This is a genomic window from Streptomyces sp. GC420 (genome assembly GCF_009916105.1).
Lineage (GTDB): Bacteria > Actinomycetota > Actinomycetes > Streptomycetales > Streptomycetaceae > Streptomyces.
On the sequence record NZ_JAAAXQ010000081.1, the window covers coordinates 1 to 24,672 of the forward strand.

At 71.0% G+C, this 24,672-nt stretch carries 20 protein-coding genes and 1 pseudogene; 4 read left to right on the top strand and 17 right to left on the bottom strand.

Annotation, left to right across the window (positions count from 1 at the left end):
- The 9 genes from GUY61_RS12980 to rpsD form a co-directional block, all read right to left on the bottom strand.
- Positions 1–530 (bottom strand): shikimate kinase (locus GUY61_RS12980; RefSeq protein ID WP_166630273.1); only part of this gene is annotated, 530 nt, incomplete at its 3' end.
- Positions 527–1,711, bottom strand: coding sequence for a chorismate synthase (aroC, locus tag GUY61_RS12985; RefSeq protein WP_166630274.1), 1,185 nt, complete (start codon positions 1,709–1,711; stop codon positions 527–529). The genes aroC and GUY61_RS12980, both read right to left, overlap by 4 nt.
- 450 nt (positions 1,712–2,161) lie before the next feature.
- Positions 2,162–3,028: a shikimate dehydrogenase gene (locus GUY61_RS12990; protein ID WP_166630275.1), complete on the bottom strand. Its 867-nt coding sequence runs from the start codon at positions 3,026–3,028 to the stop codon at positions 2,162–2,164.
- Positions 3,003–4,877: an endolytic transglycosylase MltG gene (gene mltG, locus GUY61_RS12995; RefSeq protein WP_166630276.1), complete on the bottom strand. Its 1,875-nt coding sequence runs from the start codon at positions 4,875–4,877 to the stop codon at positions 3,003–3,005. The genes GUY61_RS12990 and mltG overlap by 26 nt, the downstream gene beginning before the upstream one ends.
- Before the next feature lie 124 nt (positions 4,878–5,001).
- Positions 5,002–5,466, bottom strand: a complete 465-nt coding sequence (gene ruvX, locus GUY61_RS13000; protein WP_166630277.1) for a Holliday junction resolvase RuvX — start codon at positions 5,464–5,466, stop codon at positions 5,002–5,004.
- Positions 5,466–8,135, bottom strand: a complete 2,670-nt coding sequence (gene alaS / locus GUY61_RS13005) for an alanine--tRNA ligase (protein WP_166630278.1) — start codon at positions 8,133–8,135, stop codon at positions 5,466–5,468. The genes ruvX and alaS overlap by 1 nt, the downstream gene beginning before the upstream one ends.
- Positions 8,135–8,497, bottom strand: coding sequence for a DUF6167 family protein (locus GUY61_RS13010; protein ID WP_166630279.1), 363 nt, complete (start codon positions 8,495–8,497; stop codon positions 8,135–8,137). Before GUY61_RS13010 ends, alaS begins: the two co-directional genes overlap by 1 nt.
- Before the next feature lie 6 nt (positions 8,498–8,503).
- Positions 8,504–8,944 carry a DUF948 domain-containing protein gene (locus GUY61_RS13015; RefSeq protein WP_166630280.1) on the bottom strand — a complete coding sequence of 147 codons (441 nt, stop codon included), beginning with the start codon at positions 8,942–8,944 and terminating at the stop codon, positions 8,504–8,506.
- A 296-nt stretch (positions 8,945–9,240) separates the two neighbouring features.
- The gene (gene rpsD / locus GUY61_RS13020) at positions 9,241–9,852 is read right to left on the bottom strand and encodes a 30S ribosomal protein S4 (RefSeq protein ID WP_166630281.1); all 612 of its coding nucleotides are present in this window, start codon (positions 9,850–9,852) and stop codon (positions 9,241–9,243) included.
- A gap of 65 nt (positions 9,853–9,917) precedes the next feature.
- On the opposite strand from rpsD, the gene GUY61_RS13025 reads away from it, so the two are divergent.
- Positions 9,918–10,817 (top strand): DUF2470 domain-containing protein, encoded by a 900-nt coding sequence (locus GUY61_RS13025; protein WP_166630282.1) that lies wholly within the window; start codon positions 9,918–9,920, stop codon positions 10,815–10,817.
- Positions 10,818–10,880: 63 nt separating this feature from the next.
- Here GUY61_RS13025 and GUY61_RS13030 read toward each other — a convergent pair whose 3' ends face one another.
- Together GUY61_RS13030 and GUY61_RS13035 are read right to left on the bottom strand one after the other, a co-directional pair.
- Positions 10,881–12,263 (bottom strand): replication-associated recombination protein A, encoded by a 1,383-nt coding sequence (locus tag GUY61_RS13030; RefSeq protein WP_166630283.1) that lies wholly within the window; start codon positions 12,261–12,263, stop codon positions 10,881–10,883.
- A gap of 102 nt (positions 12,264–12,365) precedes the next feature.
- The gene (locus tag GUY61_RS13035) at positions 12,366–13,004 is read right to left on the bottom strand and encodes a vitamin K epoxide reductase family protein (protein ID WP_166630284.1); all 639 of its coding nucleotides are present in this window, start codon (positions 13,002–13,004) and stop codon (positions 12,366–12,368) included.
- A 158-nt stretch (positions 13,005–13,162) separates the two neighbouring features.
- Here GUY61_RS13035 and GUY61_RS13040 point away from each other — a divergent pair.
- Positions 13,163–13,724, top strand: a pseudogene (locus GUY61_RS13040) (ABC transporter ATP-binding protein); the annotation flags it as partial.
- A 73-nt stretch (positions 13,725–13,797) separates the two neighbouring features.
- Here GUY61_RS13040 and hisS read toward each other — a convergent pair.
- Both hisS and GUY61_RS13050 read right to left on the bottom strand, forming a co-directional pair.
- The gene (gene hisS, locus GUY61_RS13045; RefSeq protein WP_166630285.1) at positions 13,798–15,057 is read right to left on the bottom strand and encodes a histidine--tRNA ligase; all 1,260 of its coding nucleotides are present in this window, start codon (positions 15,055–15,057) and stop codon (positions 13,798–13,800) included.
- 13 nt (positions 15,058–15,070) lie between these two features.
- Positions 15,071–15,778: an MBL fold metallo-hydrolase gene (locus GUY61_RS13050; protein ID WP_166630286.1), complete on the bottom strand. Its 708-nt coding sequence runs from the start codon at positions 15,776–15,778 to the stop codon at positions 15,071–15,073.
- Positions 15,779–15,923: 145 nt separating this feature from the next.
- On the opposite strand from GUY61_RS13050, the gene GUY61_RS13055 reads away from it, so the two are divergent.
- Complete coding sequence (locus GUY61_RS13055) at positions 15,924–16,706, top strand: peptidylprolyl isomerase (RefSeq protein WP_166630287.1); 783 nt, start codon at positions 15,924–15,926, stop codon at positions 16,704–16,706.
- Between the two features lie 325 nt (positions 16,707–17,031).
- Entirely contained in the window at positions 17,032–18,261 is a 1,230-nt protein-coding gene (locus tag GUY61_RS13060; protein ID WP_166630288.1) for a DUF349 domain-containing protein, read from the top strand.
- A gap of 152 nt (positions 18,262–18,413) precedes the next feature.
- Here the strand turns inward: GUY61_RS13060 and GUY61_RS13065 are convergent, their stop codons facing one another.
- The 4 genes from GUY61_RS13065 to secD all read right to left on the bottom strand — a co-directional run bounded on the left by GUY61_RS13065 (position 18,414) and on the right by secD (position 24,549).
- Positions 18,414–20,945, bottom strand: a complete 2,532-nt coding sequence (locus GUY61_RS13065) for a bifunctional (p)ppGpp synthetase/guanosine-3',5'-bis(diphosphate) 3'-pyrophosphohydrolase (protein WP_166630289.1) — start codon at positions 20,943–20,945, stop codon at positions 18,414–18,416.
- Between the two features lie 172 nt (positions 20,946–21,117).
- Complete coding sequence (locus GUY61_RS13070; protein ID WP_166630290.1) at positions 21,118–21,657, bottom strand: adenine phosphoribosyltransferase; 540 nt, start codon at positions 21,655–21,657, stop codon at positions 21,118–21,120.
- Positions 21,654–22,769 carry a protein translocase subunit SecF gene (gene secF / locus GUY61_RS13075; RefSeq protein ID WP_166630291.1) on the bottom strand — a complete coding sequence of 372 codons (1,116 nt, stop codon included), beginning with the start codon at positions 22,767–22,769 and terminating at the stop codon, positions 21,654–21,656. The genes GUY61_RS13070 and secF overlap by 4 nt, the downstream gene beginning before the upstream one ends.
- Position 22,770: 1 nt before the next feature.
- A complete protein-coding gene (secD, locus tag GUY61_RS13080) occupies positions 22,771–24,549 on the bottom strand; it encodes a protein translocase subunit SecD (RefSeq protein ID WP_166630292.1) in 1,779 nt (592 codons plus the stop codon).
- Positions 24,550–24,672 lie beyond the last annotated feature (123 nt).

A 24,672-nucleotide genomic window follows, 5' to 3' on the forward strand; every position in this document is an offset into this window, starting at 1 on the left:
GGGCTGTCCCCCGGGGGGTGGGGTGGCTCCAGAGCGTCGAGCACGGCCTGCGCGACCTCTTCCGGAGTGTGGTCGTTCGTGTCGACGACGGCGCGGGCCACCTCCGTGTAGAGGGGCCTGCGCGCGTCCATCAGGGTGCGCCACTGCTGGCGCGGATTCACGGCGAGCAGCGGGCGCGCGGTGTTCATCCCCACCCGCTTGACGGCCTCGGCGACGTCCACGTCGAGGAACACGACGGGGCGGCCGGCGAGCAGCGCCCGGGTGGAGGCGTCCAGGATCGCGCCGCCGCCGAGGGCGAGTACGCCGTCGTGCTCGGCGATCGCGCGGGCGACGGCCTCGCGTTCCATCTGCCGGAAGGCCGCCTCGCCGTCGTCGACGAAGATGTCCGAGATCTGGCGGCCCTCGGCCGCGACGATGTCTGCGTCGGTGTCCCGGTAGGTCAGGCCGAGGTGCTCGGCGAGGAGCGCGCCGACGGTGGACTTCCCGACCCCCATCGGGCCGACCAGGATGATCCTCGGGCCGGTGCTCATCGGATCCGCAGGTTCTCGAGGTAGGACGTGACATTGCGGCGGGTCTCGGTCACGCTGTCGCCGCCGAACTTCTCCGCGACCGCGTCCGCGAGGACCAGCGCGACCATGGCCTCGGCCACGATCCCGGCCGCCGGCACCGCGCACACGTCCGAGCGCTGGTGGTGGGCCTGCGCCGCCTCGCCGGTCTCGACGTCGACGGTCCGCAGCGCCCGCGGCACGGTCGCGATGGGCTTCATCGCGGCCCTTACGCGCAGCAGTTCGCCCGTGGACAGGCCGCCCTCGGTGCCGCCGGAGCGCCCGGAGGCGCGCCTGATGCCGTCGGGGGTCGCCAGGATCTCGTCGTGCGCCTTCGAGCCGGGCACCCGGGCCAGGTCGAAGCCGTCGCCGACCTCCACGCCCTTGATCGCCTGGATGCCCATCAGGGCGGCCGCCAGCCGGGCGTCCAGCCTGCGGTCCCAGTGGACGTGCGAGCCCAGCCCCACCGGCACGTCGTACGCCAGCACCTCGACCACACCCCCGAGGGTGTCGCCGTCCTTGTGGGCCTGGTCGATCTCCGCGACCATCGCCTTCGACGCGTCGGCGTCGAGGCAGCGCACCGGATCGGCGTCGAGCCTCTCGACGTCCGCGGGCGTGGGGTACACGCCGTAGGGGGCCTTGGCCGAGGCGAGTTCCACGACGTGCGAGACGATCTCGATGCCCGTGGTCTCCTTCAGGTACGACCGCGCGACCGCGCCCAGCGCCACCCGCGCCGCCGTCTCCCGGGCGGAGGCCCGCTCGAGGATCGGCCGGGCCTCGTCGAAGCCGTACTTCTGCATGCCCGCGAGGTCGGCGTGGCCGGGGCGGGGCCGGGTCAGCGGCGCGTTGCGCGCCAGCTGGGCCAGCTCGTCCGGGTCCACCGGGTCGGCGGCCATGACCTTCTCCCACTTCGGCCACTCGGTGTTGCCGACCATGACCGCCACCGGCGAACCCATGGTGAGCCCGTGCCGCACGCCGCCCAGGAAGGTGACCTCGTCGCGCTCGAACTTCATCCGCGCGCCGCGACCGTAACCGAGCCGCCGCCTGGCCAGGTGGTCCGCCACCATCTCGGTGGTGATCGGCACGCCGGCGGGCAGACCCTCCAGCGTCGCCACAAGTGCGGGTCCGTGGGACTCCCCCGCGGTCAGCCAACGCAACTTGCTCAACGGTGCTCCTCAAACTCGCGGCTCGGACTGCGACGGCGCGGCCTCCCGACCTGGTGCGAGGCCCGGGCCCGCCTGCTTACGATCCTCCCACGTCCGCGAGCCCCGTCTCTTCGCCGGTCCAGCACGTGGACGGGGGGGGGGTGACGGGCGGTGACGGTGAACCGGACCGGCTCGTGCCGCCCCCTCGCACCGGTCGCCGGCCCCCGCGAGGGTATGGCGGGGGACCTAGTGCCGCGTCGGTCGGGGTTTGCCCGCTGAGGAGCGGCGTCCGGTGCCGGGGGCACCTCCCGCCGGAGGCAGGGGGAGCATCGCAAGGCGGCCGGAAGCCCTCGTAGTGGGCCTGCTCGGGCATTCGGCCAACGCAGCGTGGGCGTACCCCCCGCGCCCGGAGGGCTGCGGGCGAGTGCCGTGCAGGGCGTCGCGACGGGGCGAACCTCGGCCGACGCGGCACTAGCGGGGGGCCTCGCGTGCGGCGAGCGCCTCTTCCCCGGCGCTCCTCATGGCGTCCAGGGGTGCGGGAGAGCGGCCCGTCATCTGCTCGACCTGGAGCACCGCCTGGTGGACGAGCAGGTCGAGGCCGCCGACCACGGCGCCGCCGCGGTTGCTCCACGCGGCGGCCAGCGCGGTCGGCCAGGGCTCGTACAGGACGTCGAACAGGGTGCCGGGCCGCTCGGGAACAGCTTCCGCCAGGGCGTCCGTCGTCCCGGCGGGGGTCGTGGCCACGACGAGGGGGGCGCCGAACGCCCGTGCCGCGTCCGTCCAGTCCGCGACGACGACGTCGACCCCGAGGCGGGCGCCCCATCTGCGCATCTCGTCGGCGCGGGCTTGGCTGCGCACGTAGGTGGTGACCGGGCCGTCGCAGATGCGGGAGAGGGCGGCGAGCGCGGAGGAGGCGGTGGCTCCGGCGCCGAGGACGGCCGCGGACTCCAGCTTGTCCACCCCGCGCTCACGCAGCGCCGCGATCATCCCCGGAATGTCGGTGTTGTCGCCGAGCCGCCGGCCGTCCTCGGTGAGAACGACCGTGTTGACCGCCTCGACGGAGGCCGCGGTGTCGCTGATCTCGTCCACCAGCGGTATGACGGCCCGCTTGAGCGGCATGGTCAGCGAGAGCCCCGCCCACGAGGCGTCGAGCTTCTCGAGGAAGGCCGGCAGCCCGGCCTCGTCGACCTCGAAGCGGTCGTACGACCAGCCGGTGAGCCCGAGGGCCCGGTACGCGGCGCGGTGCAGCACGGGGGAAAGGGAGTGGGCGATCGGTGAGCCGAGGACGGCTGCCCTCCGGGCCGTAGTTCCGTTACCCGCCGCTTCGTTGCCGTGCATTGAATTCCTCGACCAGTTTGTTGTGTTCTTGCAGCGTCTTGGCGAACTGCGTCTTGTCGCCGTCCACGGAGACGAAGTACATCCAGGCACCCTTGTCCGGTTTCATGGCCGCTTCCAGAGCGACCTTGCCCGGATTGTCGATCGGGCCCGGCGGCAACCCCCTGTAGAAGTAGGTGTTGTAGGGGTCGTCGAAGTTACGGATCTCGCTCGTCGCGATATTGATTTCGCTCTGGTTCTTCAGGTAATTGAAGGCCGAGTCGAATTCCAGCTTCTGGTTGGTGTCGGTGTTCGTGGGTTTGAGACGGTTGTAGATGACGGAAGCCATCTTCCGGTAGTCGTCGTGCGTCTTCCCCTCCGCCTGCACCAGGCTGGCGACGGTGATGACCTGCAGTGGTGAAGTCAGGCCCAGCTCCTCGGCCTTGGCCTCGAGGTCGTAGGCGCTGTATTCCTTGTTCGCCCTGGCGACCATTTCTTTCAGGACGTCCTTGGGCTTCTTCTCCTCCGTGACGCTGTACGCGGCCGGGAAGAGGAACCCCTCCAGCGGGTCCTTTATATCCGGGTCGTCGTTCGCCCAGTCCGGGAGGCCCAGGTTGTCGGCCTCCTTCTTGGCGACATCGGCGGTGGTCCCCTTTTTCAGGCCGAGGCGCTTGTCGATGAGTTCGTAGACCTGAACGTTTCGCCGGCCCTCCGCCACGATGAAGTTGCTCAGGCTGCTCGGGTCGAGCATGAGCTCGATGGCGGCGCTCGCGGACATCTCTTTCCTGAGGGTGTAGACGCCCGCCTGGATCGACTGGCTCTTGGAGTTGTCCTGGGCCGCGGACACGAAGGCGTCCACGCTCTTGACGACTCCCTTTTCCTTGAGGATCTGGCCTATGCCGTTCAGCGGGGTGTCGTCCGGGATCTCGACCGTCACGGTTCCGTTGCCGCTTCCCGCGAAATCCGGAGCGGCGCCGAAACGCCCCTGGTAGAACTGATAGCCGTAGTAGGCCACCCCGCCGACGCCGCCGACGAGAACCACGGCGACGATCAGGCAGGCCATGCCACTGCGGCCTTTCCTGGGCTCGCCGCCCCTGCCGCGGCCGTCCTCGCGCTGCTCACGGTCCGACCGGCGTCCGGAGCGCGGCTCGTCGTCCTCGCCGCCGTCATCGTCGTCGTGCGGGGGACGGCGGCGTCCACCGCGACTGCCGCTACGCGCGTCGTCCTCGGTACCCGCGAAGAACGGGTGCTCGGGTTCCTCCGCCGGAGAGTCCCAGTCCTGCTGTTCCTCCTGCCCCCCGTCCCGGCCGTACCCCTGGTCGTCCGGCTGCCGGCCCCGCGTGCCCGGGGGCTGCGGCGGCGGATAGGCGCCGGGGGTGCCGTAGTGGTCGGGCTGCTCGCCGCCGTAGCCCGCGCCGTGCTGCTGGACGTACGGGTCCCCGGGACCGTTGCCGTAGCCCGCGTCGGCCGCCTGGGCGCCGTTCCATGCGCCGGTGCCGCCGTCGCCGTAGTACTGCTGCTGCTGCTGGTACTGCTGCTGGTCGTACTGCCCCTGCTGGTACTGCTGCTGGTACTGCTGTTGCTGGTACTGCTGCTGGTACTGCTGCTGGTCGTACGACCCCTGCTGGTACTGCTGCTGGTCGTAGGGCTGCTGCCCGTACTGCTGCTGGTACTGCTGCTGGAGATACGGGTCCTGCCCGCCGTCGCCGTACTGCGCCTGTGCCTGTGCCTGCTCGGGGTACTGCTGCTGCGACTGCCCGGCGTAGGGATCCTGGCCGTCCGCGGCCTGCTGACCTCTCCACCCCTGGTCCCCGTACAACGGGTCCTCTGGGTGCCACGGTTCGGAGCCGGGGCCCCGGCCATAATCAGTCATCTTGCCCCTAGAGCCGCGAGGCGACGGCTGCAGAGCGCCTGTGGCACGGCATCCGGTCCGCCTCTCCTGCTGTGTGCGAGCTGTTCGAACACTGGCACATGCGCGGAACGTTACCGTACCGCGATCAGACAACCGGATCGATGCACTCCCCTGGGGGACTTCCAGACGCCCGTTCGGCCTCAAGTGCGTGTTGAAGGATGATCACGGCTGCCGCCTGGTCGATGACCGAGCGGCCCTTCTTCGTCCTCACGCCGGAGGCGCGGAGCCCCTGGGCAGCCGTGACCGTGGTCATCCTTTCGTCGACCAGCCGTACGGGTACCGGTGCGATCTGGCCCGCGAGCCGCTGCGCGAAGGCCCTGACCTTCGCCGCGGCCGGACCTTCCGCGCCGCTCAGCGAGCGCGGCAGGCCGACCAGCACCTCGACGGGTTCGTACTCCGCGACGAGCGCCGCGAGGCGCCGCAGGGCCGCCGGGACATCACGTCCCGGCACTGTCTCCACGGGTGTGGCGAGGACCCCGTCGGGGTCGCACGAGGCGACCCCGATGCGGGCGTCCCCGACATCGACGGCGAGGCGTCTGCCCCGCCGCATCAGGCGGTTTCCGCGACGAGACGCTCGACGGCGGCCACGGCGTCACCGATGGCGGCCGGGTTCTGCCCGCCGCCCTGGGCGACGTCCGGCTTGCCGCCGCCGCCGCCGCCGAGGGTCTTGGCGGCGGCGCGGACCAGCTCGCCCGCCTTGAGACCGCGTTCGCGGGCGGCCTCGTTGGTGGCGATGACGGTCAGCGGCTTGCCGCCCACGGCGGTGAACAGGGCGACGACGGCGGGACGGCCGCCGGGGATACGGCCGCGCACGTCGAGGACGAGCCTGCGCAGGTCGTCGGCGGTGGTGCCGTCCGGCACCTGTCCGGTGACCAGGGCGATGCCCCCGACGTCGCGGGCGCTCTCGGCGAGACCGGCGGCCGCGGCGAGGACCTTCTCGGCGCGGAACTTCTCAATCTCCTTCTCGGCGTCCCTGAGCTTGGCGAGCATCCCGGAGATCTTCTCCGGGAGCTCCTCGGGACGGCCCTTGACCAGTTCCTGGAGCTGGGCGACGACGGTGTGCTCGCGGGCCAGGAAGTTGTAGGCGTCGACACCGACGAGGGCCTCGATACGGCGCACGCCGGAGCCGATGGAGGACTCGCCGAGCAACTTCACCAGACCGAGCTGGGCGGTGTTGTGGACGTGCGTGCCGCCGCACAGCTCCTTGGAGAAGTCACCGATGGTGACGACACGGACCCGCTCGCCGTACTTCTCGCCGAACTCGGCGATGGCGCCCTGCTTCTTGGCCTCGTCGATGCTCATGATCTCGGCCTGGACGTCGAGCTCCCTGGTCAGCACCTCGTTGATCTTCTGCTCGACGTCGGTGAGCACGGTGCCGGGCACGGCGCTCGGCGAGCCGAAGTCGAAGCGGAAGCGGCCGGGCGAGTTCTCGGAGCCGGCCTGGGCGGCTGTGGGGCCGAGGGCGTCGCGCAGCGCCTGGTGGGTGAGGTGGGTGGCGCTGTGGGCGCGGGCGATGGCGCGGCGCCTGCGCACGTCGATGGCTGCGTGGGCCGAGGCACCCACGGTGACCTCGCCGACCTGCACCGAGCCCTTGTGCACGGAGACACCGGGCACGGGCTGCTGCACGTCGCGGACCTCCACGACGGCGCCGTTGTCGAGCCTGATGCGGCCGGTGTCGGCGAGCTGCCCGCCGCCCTCGGCGTAGAACGGGGTCCGGTCGAGAATGACCTCGACCTCGTCGCCCTCGGTGGCGGCGGGTGAGGGCACACCGTTGGCGAGCAGGCCGACGACGGTCGACTCGTTCTCGGTGAGCGTGTAGCCGGTGAACTCGGTGGAACCGGAGGCGTCGGCGATCTCACGGTAGGCGGAGAGGTCGGCGTGGCCGGTCTTCTTGGCCCTGGCGTCGGCCTTGGCGCGCTCCCGCTGCTCCTTCATCAGGCGGCGGAAGCCGTCCTCGTCCACGGAGAGGCCCTGTTCGGCGGCCATCTCCAGGGTGAGGTCGATGGGGAAGCCCCAGGTGTCGTGCAGCAGGAAGGCCTTGTCGCCGGGGAGCACCGAGGAGCCGGAGGCCTTGGTCTCGCCGACGGCGCTGTCGAGGACGTTCGTGCCGGCGTTGAGGGTCTTGAGGAAGCGGGCCTCCTCGGCAAGCGCGACGGTCTCGATGCGCCCCCGGTCGGTGACGAGCTCCGGGTACTGCTCCCCCATCGTGGCGATCACGACGTCGATCAGGTCCTTGACGACGGGGCCGGTGGCACCGAGGAGGCGCATGTTGCGGATGGCGCGGCGCATGATGCGGCGCAGGACGTAGCCGCGGCCCTCGTTGCCGGGGGTGACGCCGTCGCCGATGAGCATGACGGACGTGCGCATGTGGTCGGTGACCACGCGCAGCGAGACGTCGGAGTGCTTGGCGTCGCCGTAGCGGACACCGGTGAGTTCGGTGGCCTTGTCGATGACGGCCATGGAGGTGTCGATCTCGTACATGTTCTGCACGCCCTGCAGGATCATGGCGAGACGTTCGAGGCCGAGGCCGGTGTCGATGTTCTTCGACGGGAGCTCACCGAGGATCTCGAAGTCCTCCTTGGAGGTGCCCTCACCGCGCTCGTACTGCATGAAGACCAGGTTCCAGATCTCCACGTAGCGCTCGTCGTTGACGGCGGGGCCGCCCTCGGCGCCGAACTCGGGGCCGCGGTCGTAGTTGATCTCGGAGCAGGGTCCGCAGGGGCCGGGGACCCCCATGGACCAGTAGTTGTCCTTCTTGCCCAGGCGCTGGATGCGCTCGGCGGGCACGCCCACGACCTCGCGCCAGATGCGTTCGGCCTCGTCGTCCTCGAGGTAGACGGTGATCCACAGGCGGTCGGGGTCCAGCCCGTAACCGCCCTTGTCCTGGGGCGTGGTGAGCAGCTCCCAGGCGTACTTGATCGCGCCTTCCTTGAAGTAGTCCCCGAAGGAGAAGTTGCCGCACATCTGGAAGAAGGTGCCGTGGCGGGTGGTCTTGCCGACCTCTTCGATGTCCGGGGTGCGGACGCACTTCTGGACGCTGGTGGCACGCGGGAAGGGGGGCTTGACCTCGCCGAGGAAGTACGGCTTGAAGGGGACCATGCCGGCGGGGACGAGGAGCAGAGTCGGGTCGTCCGCGATGAGCGACGCCGAAGGGACGACGGCGTGCCCGCGCTCTTCGAAGAAGCTCAGCCAGCGGCGGCGGATTTCAGCCGACTCCATCAGTGGTCCTCATTCCGGTCGTGGTACGTGTCGTGGTGCTTGATCTCGAGGCGCTTGTTCTCGAGGCGCTTGTTCTCGAGGCGCTTGTTCTCGAGGGCGGCGAGCCTGCGCTGCGGCGGGAGTCCGGCGGGCCCGGGGGTGTTGAGCCCCAGCGCGTCGCCCAGTTGTTCCTCGCGCTCGGCCATGCCCGCCCTGACGTCGAGGGCGAAGTCCTTGAGCCGGTGGCCCGCCTCGATCGCCTTGTCGGCCGCCTGCGCGGCGAGACTCTCGGGGGTGAGCTGCTTCAGCTTGCGGTTGACCTTGGTGGTGGCCCAGACGCCGGCGGCTGCGCCCGCGGTGAACCAGAACGTGCGGCGGAACATCCGTGCTCAGTCCTTCGCTCCGCGGCCCCGCCGGCCGCCGCGCCGTGCCGAGGGCAGGGTGCGTCCGACGATCACCGTACGGCGGGTGGGTGCGGGCGCCGGCTCCTTGCGGCCGATCGCCCTGCGGACGCCGTACCCGAAGGCCGCGACCTTGACCAGCGGGCCGCCGAAGGTGGAGGCCACGGTGGTGGAGAGCGCGGAGGCGTTGGAGGTGACCTCCTGGACGTCGGAGGCGATCGCGTCGACCCGGTCGAGCTGGGTCTGCGCCGAGCGCACGGTCGCGGACGCCTCGGCGAGCAGCGGAACCGCCTGCTCCGAGACCTCGGCCACGAGCTTGGTGGTCGCCCTGAGCGTCTGCGCGAGCCTCACCAGCACCACGGCGAGGAACGACACGAGGATCGCCCAGAAGACGGCCACGAGGATCCCGGCCACCTCTCCACCGGACACGTTGCACCGCTCTTCCGAAATCGCTCTGAGGACGCCGTCCTGCCCGGACGGCGGATGAGATCCGAGCCTATCGCGCCCGGGCCCGCCACCCGAACCGCATTACCGGTGCCCGGGAGGGCAGTTGTCCCGGGCCTCCGCACGGTGCGCCCGCCGGCCGCCACGGCGCTCGGCCGCCGCGGACCGCGGGCGGCGCGGAGGTGCCGCGGGACGCGAGAGCCCGCCGGCTCCCCTCCGCTTCGGGCGGGGAGACGGCGGGCCGGTGGTGCGTGTGCTGCGGCCGGATCAGACGGGGCTGATCAGCGGGCGTAGTACTCGACGACGAGCTGCTCGTCGCAGATCACCGGGATCTCCTTGCGGTTGGGCTCCCGGTCCAGGCGGAAGGCCAGCGCCTTGAGGTTGACCTGCAGGTAGCGCGGGGTCTCACCCTCGGTGTCGTAGCCACCCTCACGGGCGACCTGGAAGGGGTGCTTCTCGCGGCTGCGCTCGCGGACCATCACCACGTCGTCCGGGGAGACGCGGAACGAGGGCTTGTCGACCTTGCGGCCGTTGACCTCGATGTGGCCGTGAACGACCATCTGGCGGGCCTGGTAGATCGTGCGGGCAAGGCCCGAACGAAGGACGAGCGCGTCCAGACGGCGCTCAAGCTCGACGATGAGGGCCTCGCCCGTCTTGCCGGTGACCTTCCGAGCGCGGTCATAGGCACGGGCCAGCTGGCGCTCGCTGATGTCGTACTGAGCGCGCAGCCGCTGCTTCTCGAGCAGACGGACCTTGTAGTCGCTGTTCTGCTTGCGGCCACGGCCGTGCTCACCCGGCGGGTACGGGCGGGCCTCGAAGTACTTCACGGCCTTGGGGGTCAGCGCGATGCCGAGCGCTCGCGACTTCTTGACCTTGGGACGCGACTGGTTCACGTGGAACGAACCTCCATGTAAGTTAGGTGAGCCTTACCTTAGTGCTTGTGCGACGAGGAGGACGTATGTCTCGACCTGGGATCCCCCTGTCCAGTGCCGGCCCCGCCACGGACGAATCCGCGCCGGGCAGCCCCGAACCGGGTCAGCCGCGTCCCATGGAAGGCACTCGACAGCCCACCGGTGCCGAGCGCGTACGCACTCTCGTAGAGTCCAACACCTCAGTATCCCTCACTCTGCCGAGTGCTGAAGCCGAGGATGTCGGCTGGGGCGTCCCCGTGGCTCGCACGGTGACGCCTGACGGTGACGTGATTCTACTGGTCCCGGGGGACTCCGTCGCCGCCGGGGCGGCCGCTCACGCACAGGCCGACGATCTTCCCGTTGTGATGGACGTCACGGACGTCGCCCCGGTCTCGGTCCCGCACCGGATCAGGGCCCGCGCCGCGGTCTCCGGCCGGCTCACCGCCGTACGTCCCGAGGAGCGCGCGCTCTGCGCGATGCTGCTGGCGCGGCGGCATCCCGTCGGCGGACTCCTCGGCGTACAGGAGATCCTCGGAACCGGCCCCGCGCCCGGGCCGTCCGGCCGCGCGGCGTGGGTGCTGCTGCGCCTGGAGGTGGACGGGGCCCGGGTCGAGGACCTGTGGGGCGCCGCGGACGTGGACGCGGAGGAGTTCGCCGCCGCGGCCTGCGACCCGCTGGCCGGGCACGAGGCGGAGCTGCTCCAGCACCTGCACTCGGCGCACGCCGATCAGGTGCGCGGGCTGAGCGTGCTGCTCGGTGAGCGGGAGGCGGACGCGGAGGCGGCGGGCGGCCGCGCCGTCCCGTTGGCGCTGGACCGCTTCGGACTGCGGATCCGCTTCGGGACGGGGGAGGACTGCTTCGACGCGCGGTTCGAGTTCCCCGAGCCGGTACGGGACGTGGCCGGGCTGCGCCGCGCCATGCACGGGCTCTTCGAGGCGGCGGTCTAGCGCGGTCACGGCACCGGGGGTCCGGCGGACTCGGCGGGGCGGTTCGGCGGGGCCCGACCGGGATCAGTCGGCGCGGTCGGCCGTCCGGCCCTCCGGCTGCTCGCCGCGCAGCCGGGCGCGGACCCGTTCGACGACGTCCGCGTACCGCGCCTCCGCGCCGTAGCGGGTGGGGTCGTAGTACAGCCTGCCGCTGATCGCGTCAGGGGCGTACTGCTGGGCAGCGATGCCGCCGGGCACGTCGTGCGGATAGACATAGCCCTGGGCATGGCCGAGCTTGGCCGCCCCCTTGTAGTGGCCGTCGCGCAGATGGGGCGGGACCGGGCCGGCGAGTCCCGCCCGCACGTCCGCGAGCGCGGCGCCGATCGCCGTCGTCGCCGAGTTGGACTTGGGCGCGAGGGCGAGGGCGATGGTCGCGTGGCTCAGGGTCAGTGCGGCCTCCGGGAAGCCGATCATCGCCACGGCCTGGGCCGCGGCGACCGCGAGGGGCAGCGCGCCCGGGTCCGCGAGGCCGATGTCCTCGCTCGCGGAGATCATCAGCCGCCGCGCGATGAACCGGGGGTCCTCCCCCGCCTCGATCATGCGGGCCAGGTAGTGCAGTGCCGCGTCCACGTCGGAGCCGCGGATGGATTTGATCAGCGCGCTCGCCACGTCGTAGTGCTGGTCGCCGTCACGGTCGTACTTCACGGCGGCCCGGTCGACCGTCTCCTCCAGGGTCCGCAGGGTGATCTCCGGCTCGCCCTTGGCCATGGCCGCCCCGGCGCCGGCCTCCAGGGCGGTCAGCGCGCGGCGCGCGTCACCGCCGGCGATCCGCAGGAGGTGCGTCTGGGCGTCGCCGGCGAGCGTCACGGCGCCGCCGAGGCCCCGGTCCTCGGTCAGGGCGCGCCCGAGGAGCATCCGCAGATCGTCCTCGGTGAGCGGTTCGAGGGTGAGGAGCAGGGAGCGGGACAGCAGCGGGGAGATGATCGAGAAGTAGGGGTTCTCCGTGGTCGCCGCGATGAGGGTGACCCAGCGGTTCTCGACGGCAGGGAGCAGGGAGTCCTGCTGGGCCTTGCTGAAGCGGTGGATCTCGTCGAGGAAGAGGACGGTGTCCTTGCCGAATCCCCCGGAGGCGCGGCGGGCGCCCTCGATGACGGCCCGGACCTCCTTGACGCCGGCGGTGATCGCGGAGAGTTCCACGAAACGCTTGTTGGTGGCCTTGGAGACCACGTACGCCAGGGTCGTCTTGCCGGTGCCGGGCGGGCCCCAGAGAATCACCGAGGAGGCTCCGGCGGGGCCGCCGCCCCCCTCGCCGACGAGCCGGCGCAGTGGGGACCCGGGCCGCAGCAGGTGCTGCTGGCCGACGACTTCGTCGAGGGTGCGCGGGCGCATCCGGACGGCCAGGGGTGTGCTGGCCGGGTCCTTCTCCTGGCGGTCCTCTGCGGCGGCGGTGAACAGGTCGGGCTCCACGCCGGAGAGCCTATGTCACCGCACTGACATCGCCGTCCGGGCGGCGGCCGCGCCCCGGGAGCGCGTGCCCGGGCGGGAGCGCGTGCCCGGGCGGGAGCGCGTTCAGGACCAGAGGGCGCTGCCCCACCGCGTCAGGATCAGCATGGCGATGATGCCGACCCAGAGGACCGGGACGGCCCAGTGGAACTCCAGGACGTTGCGGCGCAGACCCTCGCCGGTCCGGATGACACCGGTTTCGATGTTGTGCACCAGCGTGTACCAGAACAGCAGGATCGTGACGACCCAGGCCAGGCAGCACCACAGGCACAGCGCGCCGATGTCGTACAGCGAGGAGTACTGCAGCCAGGTCACGAAGAGCACCCCGAAAACGGTGCCCGCCTGCATGGTGAGCCAGTACCAGCGGCGGTGGCGGCCCCCGGCCAGCAGCCCGGCGCCCGCGCCGATGATGATCGGGTAGGCGACCCAGCCGATGAAGGGGTTCGGGAAGCCGAAGACGCTCGCCTGCCAGCTCTCCATGATGTTGTTGCAGGACAGGACTGGATTGATGCTGCAAGCCGACTGGTAGTCGGGATTGGCGAGGATCTCCATCTTGTCGTGCGTGATCACGGCGGAGGCGAGCAGCCCGAGGGCGCCGCAGATGATGAGCAGGACCGAGAAGCCCCGGCTCGCGCCGGTGGTCCCTGCCGTGCCGCCCTGTTCCCGCTTCGCGGAATCCGCCTCGTCCACCACAGTCGTCGCCATCTCGCCGTTCCGTCACTCGACCAGCCACCCGCCCCTGCAGGGGCAGGCACATTCTGCCGCAACCGGCCGGGCCGTGGTGCCGTGTCCACCGTTCGGTGGACACGGCCCTGTACGACCGGTCGTACCGAACCGGCCACTCCACGGCGAGCCTCGGAACCATGACGGAACACGCAGTTCACGTCCGCGGACTTCGCAAGCGGTGCGGCGAGGTGACCGCGGTCGACGGCATGGACCTGGACATCAGGCATGGTGAGGTGTTCGGAATCCTCGGTCCCAACGGGGCGGGCAAGAGCACCACGTTGGAGATCCTGCAGGGACAGCGCCGACGGGACGGGGGCGGGGTGACCGTCCTCGGCGGCGACCCGGCCACCCCGGACAGCCGGCGCAATTCCCGCGCAGGAATCGTCTGGCAGGATGAATCGGCGCCCTCGGAGTTGACGGTCCGCGAGACCGTGAGCCACTTCGCCCGCTATTACCCGTCACCCCGCGACCCCGCCGAGGTGATCGCGCTGGTCGGCCTGGAGGCGAAGGCGGGCAGCCGTGTCAAGGCGCTCTCCGGCGGGCAGCGGCGGCGCCTGGACGTGGCACTCGGTGTGATCGGCGCCCCGGAGCTGCTGCTCGACGAGCCGACCACCGGTTTCGACCCGGCCGCCCGCAGGCAGTTCTGGGACCCGATCCGGCTCCGCGCGGAATCGGGCACCACCATCGTGCCGACCACGTGCCAGGAGGCCCTGTCCAACGCCCGCCGCCGGCGCCCCGGAGGGCCGGCGGCGGGCCGCAGAGCGTGCGGCGGTCAGGCTCCCGGAGCGCGGAGGCGGTCGACGATCGCGTCGAGGGCGACCGGCTCCTGCTCGCCCGTCCGCATGTCCTTCAGCTGCACGACGCCTTCGGCGAGGTCGCGCTCGCCCGCCACGACGGCGAAGCGGGCGCCGGAGCGGTTGGCGGCCTTCATCGCCGCCTTGATCCCCTTGCCGCCGTACGCGAAGTCCGCGGCGACGCCCGCCCGGCGCAGCTCGGAGACCTTGGCGAACAGGACCCGCCTCGCCTCCTCGCCCAGCGGCACCGCGAACACGGTCGTCGCGGCGGGGAGTTCGAGCTCGATGCCCTCGGCCTCCAGTGCCAGTACCGTCCGGTCGACGCCCAGCGCCCAGCCCACCGAGGGCAGCGCGGGGCCGCCGATCATCTCGGACAGGCCGTCGTAGCGCCCGCCGCCGCCCACCGCGGACTGGGAGCCCAGGCCGTCGTGGACGAACTCGAAGGTCGTGCGGGTGTAGTAGTCCAGGCCGCGGACCAGCTTGGGGTCGTCCTCGAAGTCGACGCCCGCGTCGTTCAGCAGCTCGCGCACCTGCTCGTGGTACTCCTTGCAGGCCTCGCACAGGTGGTCGCGCAGCAGCGGGACGCCGACCAGCTGCGCCTGCACGGCGGGCCGCTTGTCGTCGAGGACGCGCAGCGGGTTGATGTCGATGCGGCGCCGGGTGTCCTCGTCCAGGTCGAGTCCGCGCAGGAAGTCCTGGAGCGCGGCCCGGTAGGCGGGACGGCACTCCTTGTCGCCCAGCGAGTTCAGCAGGATCCGGAAGTTCGACAGGCCCAGCGAGCGGTAGGCGTCGTTGGCGAGGATGATCAGCTCGGCGTCGAGCGCCGGGTCCTCGGCCCCGATCGCCTCGGCGCCGACCTGCGAGAAGTGGCGGTAGCGGCCCTTCTGCGGGCGCTCGTAGCGGTAGTACGAGCCCGAGTACCAGAGCTTGACCGGCAGCCCCTGCTTGTGGAGGTTGGCCTGCAGCGCGGCGCGCAGCACGGAGGCGGTGCCCTCGGGGCGCAGGGCGAGCCGGGAGCCGCCCTTCGTCTCGAAGACGTACATCTCCTTGGTCACGATGTCGGTGGACTCGCCGACGCCGCGCGCGAACAGTTCGACGTCCTCGAAGCCGGGGGTCTCGACATAGCCGTAGCCGGAGCGCCGCAGCGGGGCGGCAATGGCCTCGCGGACCGCGAGGTAGGCCGCGGAGTCCGGCGGGATCAGGTCGTAGGTGCCCTTGGGGGCCTGGAAGGTACTCACGGGAAGTCTCTCGTCACATTCCTCGTCGGGGAGCTTCGGTGCTCCCGAGGCCGGCGGCCACCTGCCGCAGGTACGGGTTGGTGGCGCGCTCGCGGCCGATGGTCGTCTGGCCCTGGTGGCCCGGGAGCACCACGGTCGAGTCGTCGAGCGGCAGGACCACGCGGGCCAGCGATTCGAGCATCTCGTCCATGTCACCGCCCGGCAGGTCGGTGCGTCCGATGGAGCCGGCGAACAGCAGGTCGCCCGAGAACAGGATCGGCGGGATGTCCGCCGCCTCCGGGAGGGCGAAGGTCACCGACCCCTTCGTATGGCCGGGGGCGTGCGCGACGGTCAGCTCCAGGCCGGCCAGCGACAGCTTCGCGCCGTCGGTCAGCTCGCGTACGTCGTCCGGCTCGCCGATGGTCAGTTCACCCAGGAGCTGAGCTCCGATGGAGCGGCCGAGGGCCTTCTCCGGGTCGCTCATCATGTACCGGTCGTCGGGGTGGATCCACGCGGGCACGTCGTGCGCCCCGCAGACGGGGACGACCGAGGCGACATGGTCGAGGTGGCCGTGGGTGAGGACGACGGCGACGGGCTTGAGCCGATGCCTGCGGAGCGCTTCCTCGACTCCGTCGGTGGCCTCGTGGCCCGGATCGATGATCACGCACTCCTCGCCGGCGGCGGGGGCGACCAGGTAACAATTGGTCCCCCAGGCCCCGGCGGGGAACCCGGCAATGAGCACGTTCGTCCTCTACATCTCGAAGCAGAATCTCGCGTCGCGGTGAATGCGGCTGTTCAGAGCCTACCGGCGCCGCTCCCCGCCCAGGTAACCCATATACGGTACGGGGCAACAACCAGCGACCAGATCCGACAAGGAGAGTCCACCGGTGGTCAGCAGCGATCAGCGACGGCGGCAGCTCGCCCGGGAGAAGTACTTGCGCCAGCAGCAGCGCCGCGAGGAGGCCCGGCGCAAAGGGCGCCGCCGCAACGCGGTGATCGCCACGACGCTCGCCGTGGTCGTGGTCGCGGGCGCCGGCGCGGCCGCCGCGGGGGCGTTCAAGAGTGACGGCGACAAGAAGGACAGCGCCGCCGAGGCGAGCGCCACCCCGTCCGCGACGCCGTCGGCCTCGCCCGAGCCCTCGATGAAGATCGACAAGAAGGCCACGTACACGATGGCGCTCAAGACCGGCCAGGGCGACATCAAGTTCGCCATGGACGCGTCGAAGACCCCGCACACGGTGAACTCGTTCAAGTACCTCGCCGACAAGGGCTACTTCGACGACACCAAGTGCCACCGGCTGACCACAGCGGGTATCTTCGTGCTTCAGTGCGGCGACCCGGAGGGCACCGGGTCCGGCGGTCCCGGCTACAACATCCCGGACGAGAACCTCGACGGGCTCGGCAAGGCCGGCGAGGACGGCACGGTGACCTACCCGGCCGGCACGGTCGCCATGGCGAACACCGGTCAGCCGGACAGCGGCGGCAGCCAGTTCTTCCTCGTCTACAAGGACTCCAAGCTGCCGCCCTCGTACACGCCGTTCGGAACCCTGGACAAGGACAGCCTGAAGATCGTCGAGACGGTCGGCAAGGCGGGCGTCGAGGGCGGAGCAACGGACGGTGCGCCGAAGAAGGCCGTGACCATCGAGAAGGCCACGGTCGAGAAGGAATGACCGGTCGCCGGTGCTCCCGGGACCCCGGGGAGCGGGGCCGGCCGGTCGCGACCGGTGACGGCCCGGCCGTGTCCCGCTTCCCCGCGCGAACTGCGAAATTTCGGTCGCGCTGGATGCGGACAGCCGGGCCGCCGGTCGCCTATGTTGGCGTGTGCAGGGTGCCTGAGCCGACGGCGGCAGCCCTGACCCCGATCCTGATCATGACCCTGATCAAGAAATTTGCGAGACGTCGGACCCGACGGGGCGCGGCCCCGCCGGTGGGAAACTGTGGACGATGCCCGAGGACCCAAGAGGTCCTTCGACGGCATCATGTGGAGGAGGCGCTGTGAGCAGCGACCCGTGGGGCCGCGTCGACGAGACGGGCACCGTGTACGTGCGTACGGCCGATGGTGAGAAGGTCGTCGGTTCGTGGCAGGCGGGCAGCCCCGAGGAGGCCCTGGCCTACTTCGAGCGCAAGTACGAGGGGCTCGTCGTCGAGATCGGCCTCCTCGAACGCCGGGTGAAGACCACCGATCTGTCCGCGAAGGACGCGCTGACCGCCATCGACCATCTGCGCACCCAGGTCGAGGAGCACCACGCCGTGGGCGACCTCGACGCGCTGCGCAAGCGGCTCGACGCGCTGACGCAGACGGTCGAGGCCCGCCGTGAGGAGCGCAAGGCCCAGAAGGCGAAGCAGACCGACGAGGCCAGGCACGCCAAGGAGGCGCTGGTCGCGGAGGCCGAGGAGCTGGCGCAGAGTGAGCAGTGGCGGGCGGCGGGCGAGCGGCTGCGCGCGCTGGTCGACACCTGGAAGGGGCTGCCGCGCCTGGACCGCAAGTCCGACGACGAGCTGTGGCACCGTTTCTCGCACGCCCGCTCGGCCTTCTCCAAGCGGCGCAAGGCGCACTTCGCGGCTCTCGACGCACAGCGCGAGGACGCCAGGAGGATCAAGGAGAGGCTGGTCGCCGAGGCCGAGGCACTCTCCGGCTCCACCGACTGGGGTCCGACCGCCGCCCGCTACCGCGACCTGATGGCGGAGTGGAAGGCCGCAGGCCGCGCCCAGCGCGAGGCCGAGGAGGTGCTGTGGAACCGCTTCCGCAGTGCCCAGGACGTCTTCTTCGCCGCGCGCGGCGAGATCTTCGCGGAGCGGGACGCCGAGCAGGCCGAGAACCTCAAGCTCAAGGAGGAACTGGCCGTGGAGGCGGAGAAGCTCCTCCCGGTCAAGGACCTCAAGTCGGCCCGCGCCGCGTTCCGCCACATCAACGAGCGCTGGGAGGCCATCGGCCACGTGCCGCGGGACGCCCGGCCGAGGATCGAGGGCCGGATGCACGCCGTGGAGCGGGCGCTGCAGGAGTCCGAGGAGGCCGAGTGGCGGCGCACCAACCCGGAGGCGCGGGCCCGTGCCGAGGGGCTGACCGGTCAGCTGCAGGCGGCCGTGGACAAGCTCAGGGCCCAGGAGGAGCAGGCCCGCGCGGTCGGCAACACCGCGAAGGCCGACAAGCTCGCCAAGGAGCTCGAGGGCCGTCAGGCGCTGCTCGACCAGGCGCTGAAGGCGCTGCAGGAGTTCGGCGGCTGACCTGATCCCGCGTGGCCCGAGCCCCGCGTGGCGGGCGGAGCACGAAGGACACGGAGGAGGGGCTCCCGGCGATCGTCGCCGGGAGCCCCTCTCGCGTCCGTGCGGTGGCGCTCCGCGCCCAAAGGGGCTGGAGCGCCCGCTGAGGCCCCGTACTAGGGTCTGCGGGCCGATGTGACCCGGTAGACGTCGTAGACGCCCTCGACGCCGCGTACGGCCTTCAGGACGTGCCCCAGGTGCTTGGGGTCGCCCATCTCGAAGGTGAACCGGGAGGTGGCCACCCGGTCGCGCGAGGTCTGGACGGCCGCGGACAGGATGTTGACGTGCTGGTCGGACAGGACCCGGGTGACGTCCGAGAGGAGCCGGGAGCGGTCCAGTGCCTCGACCTGTATGGCGACGAGGAAGACCGAGGACTGCGTAGGCGCCCACTCGACGTCGAGGATCCGCTCGGGCTGCTGCGACAGGGAGTCCACGTTGACGCAGTCCGCGCGGTGCACCGACACGCCGCTGCCGCGGGTGACGAAGCCGATGATCGGGTCTCCCGGCACCGGGGTGCAGCAGCGGGCCAGCTTCACCCACACGTCGTCGACGCCCTTGACGACCACGCCGGGGTCGGTGGACGAGCGGCGCTTGCGGCGGCTGCGCGAAGGGGCGACGGACTCGGCGATGTCCTCGTTGGCGGCGTCCTCGCCGCCGAGGGCCTGCACCAGTTTCTGCACGACGTTCTGCGCGGCCACGTGGCCCTCGCCGATCGCCGCGTACAGGGACGAGATGTCGGGGTAGCGCATCTCGTGGGCCAGGGTGACCAGCGAGTCGCCCGTGAGGATGCGCTGGATCGGCAGGTTCTGCTTGCGCATCGCCCGGGCGATGGCGTCCTTGCCCTGCTCGATGGCCTCCTCGCGGCGCTCCTTGGAGAACCAGGCACGGATCTTGTTCCTGGCCCGGGGCGACTTGACGAAGCCCAGCCAGTCGCGGGACGGGCCCGCGCCGGCCGCCTTGGAGGTGAAGACCTCCACCAGGTCGCCGTTGTCCAGGGTCGATTCGAGTGGGACGAGGCGTCCGTTGACGCGCGCCCCTATGGTGCGGTGGCCGACCTCGGTGTGGACGGCGTAGGCGAAGTCGACCGGGGTGGCGCCGGCCGGCAGCGCGATGACATCGCCCTTGGGGGTGAAGACGAAGACCTCGTTGCGCGACAGGTCGAAGCGCAGCGACTCCAGGAACTCGCCCGGGTCCTCCGTCTCCTTCTGCCAGTCGAGCAGTTGCCGCAGCCACGCCATGTCGTTGACGGCGTCGTCCTTGCCGGCCCTGCGGGGCACGTCGGTGCGCACCTTGGAGGCGCCCGCGACGGCCTCCTGCTTGTACTTCCAGTGCGCGGCGATGCCGTACTCGGCGCGGCGGTGCATGTCGAAGGTGCGGATCTGGAGCTCGACCGGCTTGCCGCCGGGACCGATCACCGTCGTGTGCAGCGACTGGTACATGTTGAACTTGGGCATCGCGATGTAGTCCTTGAACCGTCCCGGGACCGGGTTCCACCGGGCGTGGACGGTGCCGAGCGCGGCGTAGCAGTCGCGCACGGTGTCGACGAGGACGCGGATGCCCACCAGGTCGTAGATCTCCGCGAAGTCGCGGCCGCGGACGATCATCTTCTGGTAGACGCTGTAGTAGTGCTTGGGGCGGCCCGTGACGGTGGCGCGGATGCGGGCGGCGCGCAGGTCGGCCTGCACCTCGTCGATGACCGTGGCCAGGTACTCGTCACGCTTGGGGGCGCGCTCGGCGACGAGGCGGACGATCTCGTCGTACATCTTGGGGTAGAGGATCGCGAAGGCGAGGTCCTCCAGCTCCCACTTGATGGTGTTCATACCCAGCCGGTGCGCCAGCGGGGCGTAGATCTCCAGCGTCTCGCGGGCCTTCTTCTCCTGCTTCTCGCGCTTGAGGTAGCGCATGGTGCGCATGTTGTGCAGCCGGTCGGCGAGCTTGATGACCAGGACCCGGGGGTCCTTGGCCATGGCGACCACCATCTTGCGGACCGTCTCGGCCTGCGCGGCCTCGCCGAACTTGACCTTGTCCAGCTTGGTGACACCGTCGACGAGCAGGGCGACGGAGTCGCCGAAGTCCCGGCGCAGCTGGTCGAGGCCGTACTCGGTGTCCTCGACCGTGTCGTGCAGCAGTCCGGCCATCAGGGTGGCCGGATCCATACCCAGCTCGGCCAGGATGGTGGTGACGGCGAGGGGGTGCGTGATGTACGGATCGCCGCTCTTGCGCTTCTGGCCGCGGTGCCAGCGCTCGGCCACCTGGTAGGCCCGCTCGATCTGGCGGAGCGTCGCGGTCTCGATCTTCGGGTCGTTGCTGCGCACTATCCGCAGCAGGGGCTCCAGGACCGGGTTGTACGGGCTGGAACGCTGCACCCCCAGACGGGCGAGGCGGGCCCTCACCCGGCTGGAGGAACCTCCGGAGCGGGAGGGTGCCGGGGCGGGCTTGGCGGGCACGACCCGCTCGGTGGCGCCGCCGCCCGCGCCCGGCCCCGCCGGCGGCGGGTCCGCGGACTCCTGCGGCCGGGGGGACTGCTGGGGCTTGCGTGGCTGCTGGGCTGTGTCGGCACTCTTCCCGGGCGCGGCTTCGGCCGCCGCGGCCGGCGCGGACTGCTGTTCCGGCTGGGCGGCGGTCAGGGGCTTGGCCTCGTCTGGCAAGAGCGCTCCTCATGCGGGTACCGGCCCCGGAAACGGGTCCGGGCTGCCCATGGTATCGAGCCGGAGCGGTGGGCCGCTTTCGGTCACATTCCGTGAGACGTGTGAGGGCGGACACCCGGGCTGCGCGGGGTGTCCGCCCTCGTGTGCCGCCGCCGGTCCCCGGCGGCCTCCGTCACAGGGTGATAAGGGCCTCCAGCGGGGCGCCCGCCAGGGCACGCTCCAGCCGGGCCCGGCCCTGGAGGAACGCCAGCTCCATCAGGACGGAGACGCCCGCCACGTCGGCCCCGGCCCGCCGGATCAGCTCCAGCGAGGCCTCGGCGGTGCCGCCGGTGGCGAGGACGTCGTCGATGACCATGACGCGGTCGCCCGCCGCGAGGTCCTCGGCGTGCACCTCGATCTCGGCGGTGCCGTACTCCAGCTCGTACGCCTGCGAGAGGGTCGCGCCGGGCAGCTTCCCCGCCTTGCGCACGGGGATGAAGCCGATGCCGGAGCGGACCGCGACGGGTGCGGCCAGGATGAAGCCGCGCGCCTCAAGTCCGACGATCTTCGTCGCGCCGTGCCGGACGCACAGCTCGGCGAGTGCGTCGGTGAGCGCGGTGAAGGCCGCCGGGTCGGCGAGCAGCGGCGTGATGTCCTTGAACAGCACACCCGGCTTCGGATAGTCGGCGACGTCCCGGATGCGGCTGAGCAGCAGTTCGCCTATCCCGGTCATCGGCGCTTCCCCGAGGCGCGTCCGCCGCGGCCCCGGCCGCGGCCGTCGGCCTGCCGGCGCTGCCCCGCGATTCCGGAGCCCGCCGCGGCGGCCTCGGGCTCCGCGTCGGCCATGGGCCCCTGCTCGCCCTGCTCGGCCTTGGCCGCGTCGGCGGCACGGCGGGCGAGGACCCGCTTCTTCAGGGCCTTCATCTGCGGGTCGCGTTCCTTGAGGTCGGCGACGAGCGGGGTGGCGATGAAGATCGAGGAGTACGCACCGGCGGCGAGACCGACGAACAGCGACAGCGAGATGTCGTTGAGCATGCCCGCGCCGAGGAAGCCGCCGCCGATGAACAGCAGGCCGGCGACCGGCAGCAGCGCCACGACGGTGGTGTTGATGGAGCGCACCAGGGTGCCGTTGATGCTGCGGTTGGCGATCTCGCTGTAGGTCCAGCGGGTCTGCTTGGTGATGTCCTTGCTGGATTCCTTGAGGCTGTCGAAGACGACGACCGTGTCGTACAGCGAGTAACCGAGGATGGTCAGCAGGCCGATGACCGTGCCGGGGGTGACCTCGAAGCCGACGAGCGCGTAGATGCCGACGGTGATCGTGATGTCGTGGATCAGGGCGACGAGCGCGGCGACGGCCATGCGCCACTCGAAGGCGATCGCCAGGTAGATCACCACGAGGATCATGAAGACCCCGAGCCCGGTCCACGCCTTGTTGGCGATCTGGGCGCCCCAGCTCGGGCCGACCAGTTCCGCGCCGATCTTCTCGGTCGGGACGGAGAGGTCCTTGGAGAGGTCCTCCCTGATCGCGTCCGCCTTGGCGGTGTCGACCTCGCTGATCTGGATGCGCAGACTGCCGTTGCCGAGCTTCTGGACGATGGCGGGGTGGCCGGAGGACTCCTCCGCCGCTTCCTTGGCCTGTTCGACCGAGGCCGTGGTCTTCGGCGTCGTGAAGACCGCGCCGCCCTTGAACTCGATGCCCATGTTCAGGCCCTGCACGGCCAGGGCGAGGACGGCCGTGATCGTGATCAGGATCGAGACACCGTACCAGATCTTCCGCTTGCCGATGAAGTCGTAGCCGACGTCACCGCGGTAGAGCCGGGCGCCGAGATTGCCGAGTCGGGACATCTCACGCCTCCTTCGGGTCGATGGGGGCGGTGACGCGACGGGAGCGGCGCAGCGGCGGCTTCGCCCCCAGCCGCGTCGGGTCGAGACCCGACCACGGATGGCCGCCTGAGAAGAACTTCGTACGGGCGAGCATCGTCATCACCGGCTTGGTGAACAGGAACACCACGACGACGTCGAGCAGCGTGGTGAGGCCGAGCGTGAACGCGAAGCCCTGGACCTTGCCGACGGTGACGACGAACAGCACCGCCGCGGCCAGGAACGACACGAAGTCCGAGACCAGGATGGTGCGCCGGGCGCGGGGCCAGGCCCGCTCCACGGCCGGGCGCAGGGTGCGCCCCTCGCGGATCTCGTCCCGGATGCGCTCGAAGTACACGATGAACGAGTCGGCCGTGATGCCGATGGCGACGATGGCACCGCAGACGGCCGGCAGGTTCAGCGCGAAGCCGATGCCGGGGCCGAGCAGCGTCATGATCGTGTAGGTGAGGATCGCGGAGGCGAGGAGGCTCAGCAGCGCGACGACGGACAGGCCGCGGTAGTAGACCACGAGGTAGACGATGACGAGCGCGAGGCCGATGGCGCCCGCGATCAGGCCTGCGTGGAGCTGCTCGCTGCCGAGGGCCGCGGTGACCGAGGTGACGCTCTGCTCCTCGAAGGACAGCGGCAGGGCACCGTACGACAGCACGTTGGCGAGGGACTCCGCGGACTGCTGGTCGAAGCTGCCGGAGATCTCCGCCTGGCCGCCGGGGATGGAGCTGGAGACGGAGGGGGCGGACTGCACCTCGCCGTCGAGGACGATGGCGAACTGGTTCGGGGTCGCGGCGGCGATCTCACCGGTGACCTTGGCGAACTTGTCGGCGCCCTTGTCCGTGAACTTCATCTGGACGATCCAGGCGCCGGTCTGCGTGCTGATGACCGCGCTGGCGCTGTCGACGTCGGTGCCGGCGAGCTCGGAGGGCCCGAGGATGTACTTGTTCCAGGCTCCGGCGGAGTCCTTGCCGCAGGCCACGATGGTGTCGGAGGGCTTGGCGCCCTCGTTCACCTTCGTGCGCTCCTCGCGGTCGGTGCAGTCGACCTCCGCGAACTTCTTCTCGATGGCGCTGGTGGCGGCGGACTCGGAGGCGGACGGCGCGGGGGTCTCGGAGGCCTTGGCCTCGTCGCCGGCCTTGTCGCCGCTGCTCGCGGAGGCGGACGGGCTCTCGGTGGCCTTCAGCGCCTCGGGCACGGCGCGGCCCTGGGTGGTGGCGCCGGCCGACGGGCTGGTGCTCGCCGACGCGGAAGCGGAGGCCGAGGGGGAGGCGGAGGAGTTCGCCTTGTCGCCGCCGGAGGCCGATGCGCCCGGCGAGGGGCTGGCGGAGGGGTCGGCGGCGCCCTCTGCGAGTGCCTGGTTCAGCACCCGGCGGAAGTACAGCTGGGCGGTCGTGCCGACCTGTTCCCGGGCCTGCTTCTCGTTCGTCCCCTTGGGGATGTTGACGATGATGTTCTCGCGGCCCTGCGTCTGCACCTCGGCCTCGGAGACACCGAGACCGTTGACACGGCGCTCGATGATGCTCACGGCCGTGTTCATGTTGGTCTCGTTGACCGCGTTTTCCTTGCCCGGCTCGCTCTTCGCCCGGAGGGTGATGCTCGTCCCGCCCGCGAGGTCGATGCCCAGCCGCGGTGTGGTGTGACCGGAAAGGAACATCCCCCCGGTGAGCGCCACCATGGCGATGAGGATCAGGGCCAGAGCGCGCCCCGGCCTGCTCTGGGACCCCGCCTTTCGGCCCTTGTTCGGTGCTGCCACCTTGTCGTTTCTCCCTGTCCAACCGCCTCTCGCCAGGTCATCGGCGAGGCGGCGACGAATGTTGTGGGGACCTGCCCCCGCGTAACGCCGCACGCTCCGGGGACCGGGGCGCGCCGGTGGGCG

What these genes read in the sequence shown, in the direction of transcription:
- GUY61_RS12990 (WP_166630275.1), bottom strand. Translation starts at nt 3,028, where the DNA reads ATGCACGGCAACGAAGCGGCGGGTAACGGAACTACGGCCCGGAGGGCA.
- mltG (WP_166630276.1), bottom strand. Translation starts at nt 4,877, where the DNA reads ATGACTGATTATGGCCGGGGCCCCGGCTCCGAACCGTGGCACCCAGAG.
- ruvX (WP_166630277.1), bottom strand. Translation starts at nt 5,466, where the DNA reads ATGCGGCGGGGCAGACGCCTCGCCGTCGATGTCGGGGACGCCCGCATC.
- alaS (WP_166630278.1), bottom strand. Translation starts at nt 8,135, where the DNA reads ATGGAGTCGGCTGAAATCCGCCGCCGCTGGCTGAGCTTCTTCGAAGAG.
- GUY61_RS13010 (WP_166630279.1), bottom strand. Translation starts at nt 8,497, where the DNA reads ATGTTCCGCCGCACGTTCTGGTTCACCGCGGGCGCAGCCGCCGGCGTC.
- GUY61_RS13025 (WP_166630282.1), top strand. Translation starts at nt 9,918, where the DNA reads ATGTCTCGACCTGGGATCCCCCTGTCCAGTGCCGGCCCCGCCACGGAC.
- GUY61_RS13035 (WP_166630284.1), bottom strand. Translation starts at nt 13,004, where the DNA reads ATGGCGACGACTGTGGTGGACGAGGCGGATTCCGCGAAGCGGGAACAG.
- GUY61_RS13070 (WP_166630290.1), bottom strand. Translation starts at nt 21,657, where the DNA reads ATGACCGGGATAGGCGAACTGCTGCTCAGCCGCATCCGGGACGTCGCC.
- secF (WP_166630291.1), bottom strand. Translation starts at nt 22,769, where the DNA reads ATGTCCCGACTCGGCAATCTCGGCGCCCGGCTCTACCGCGGTGACGTC.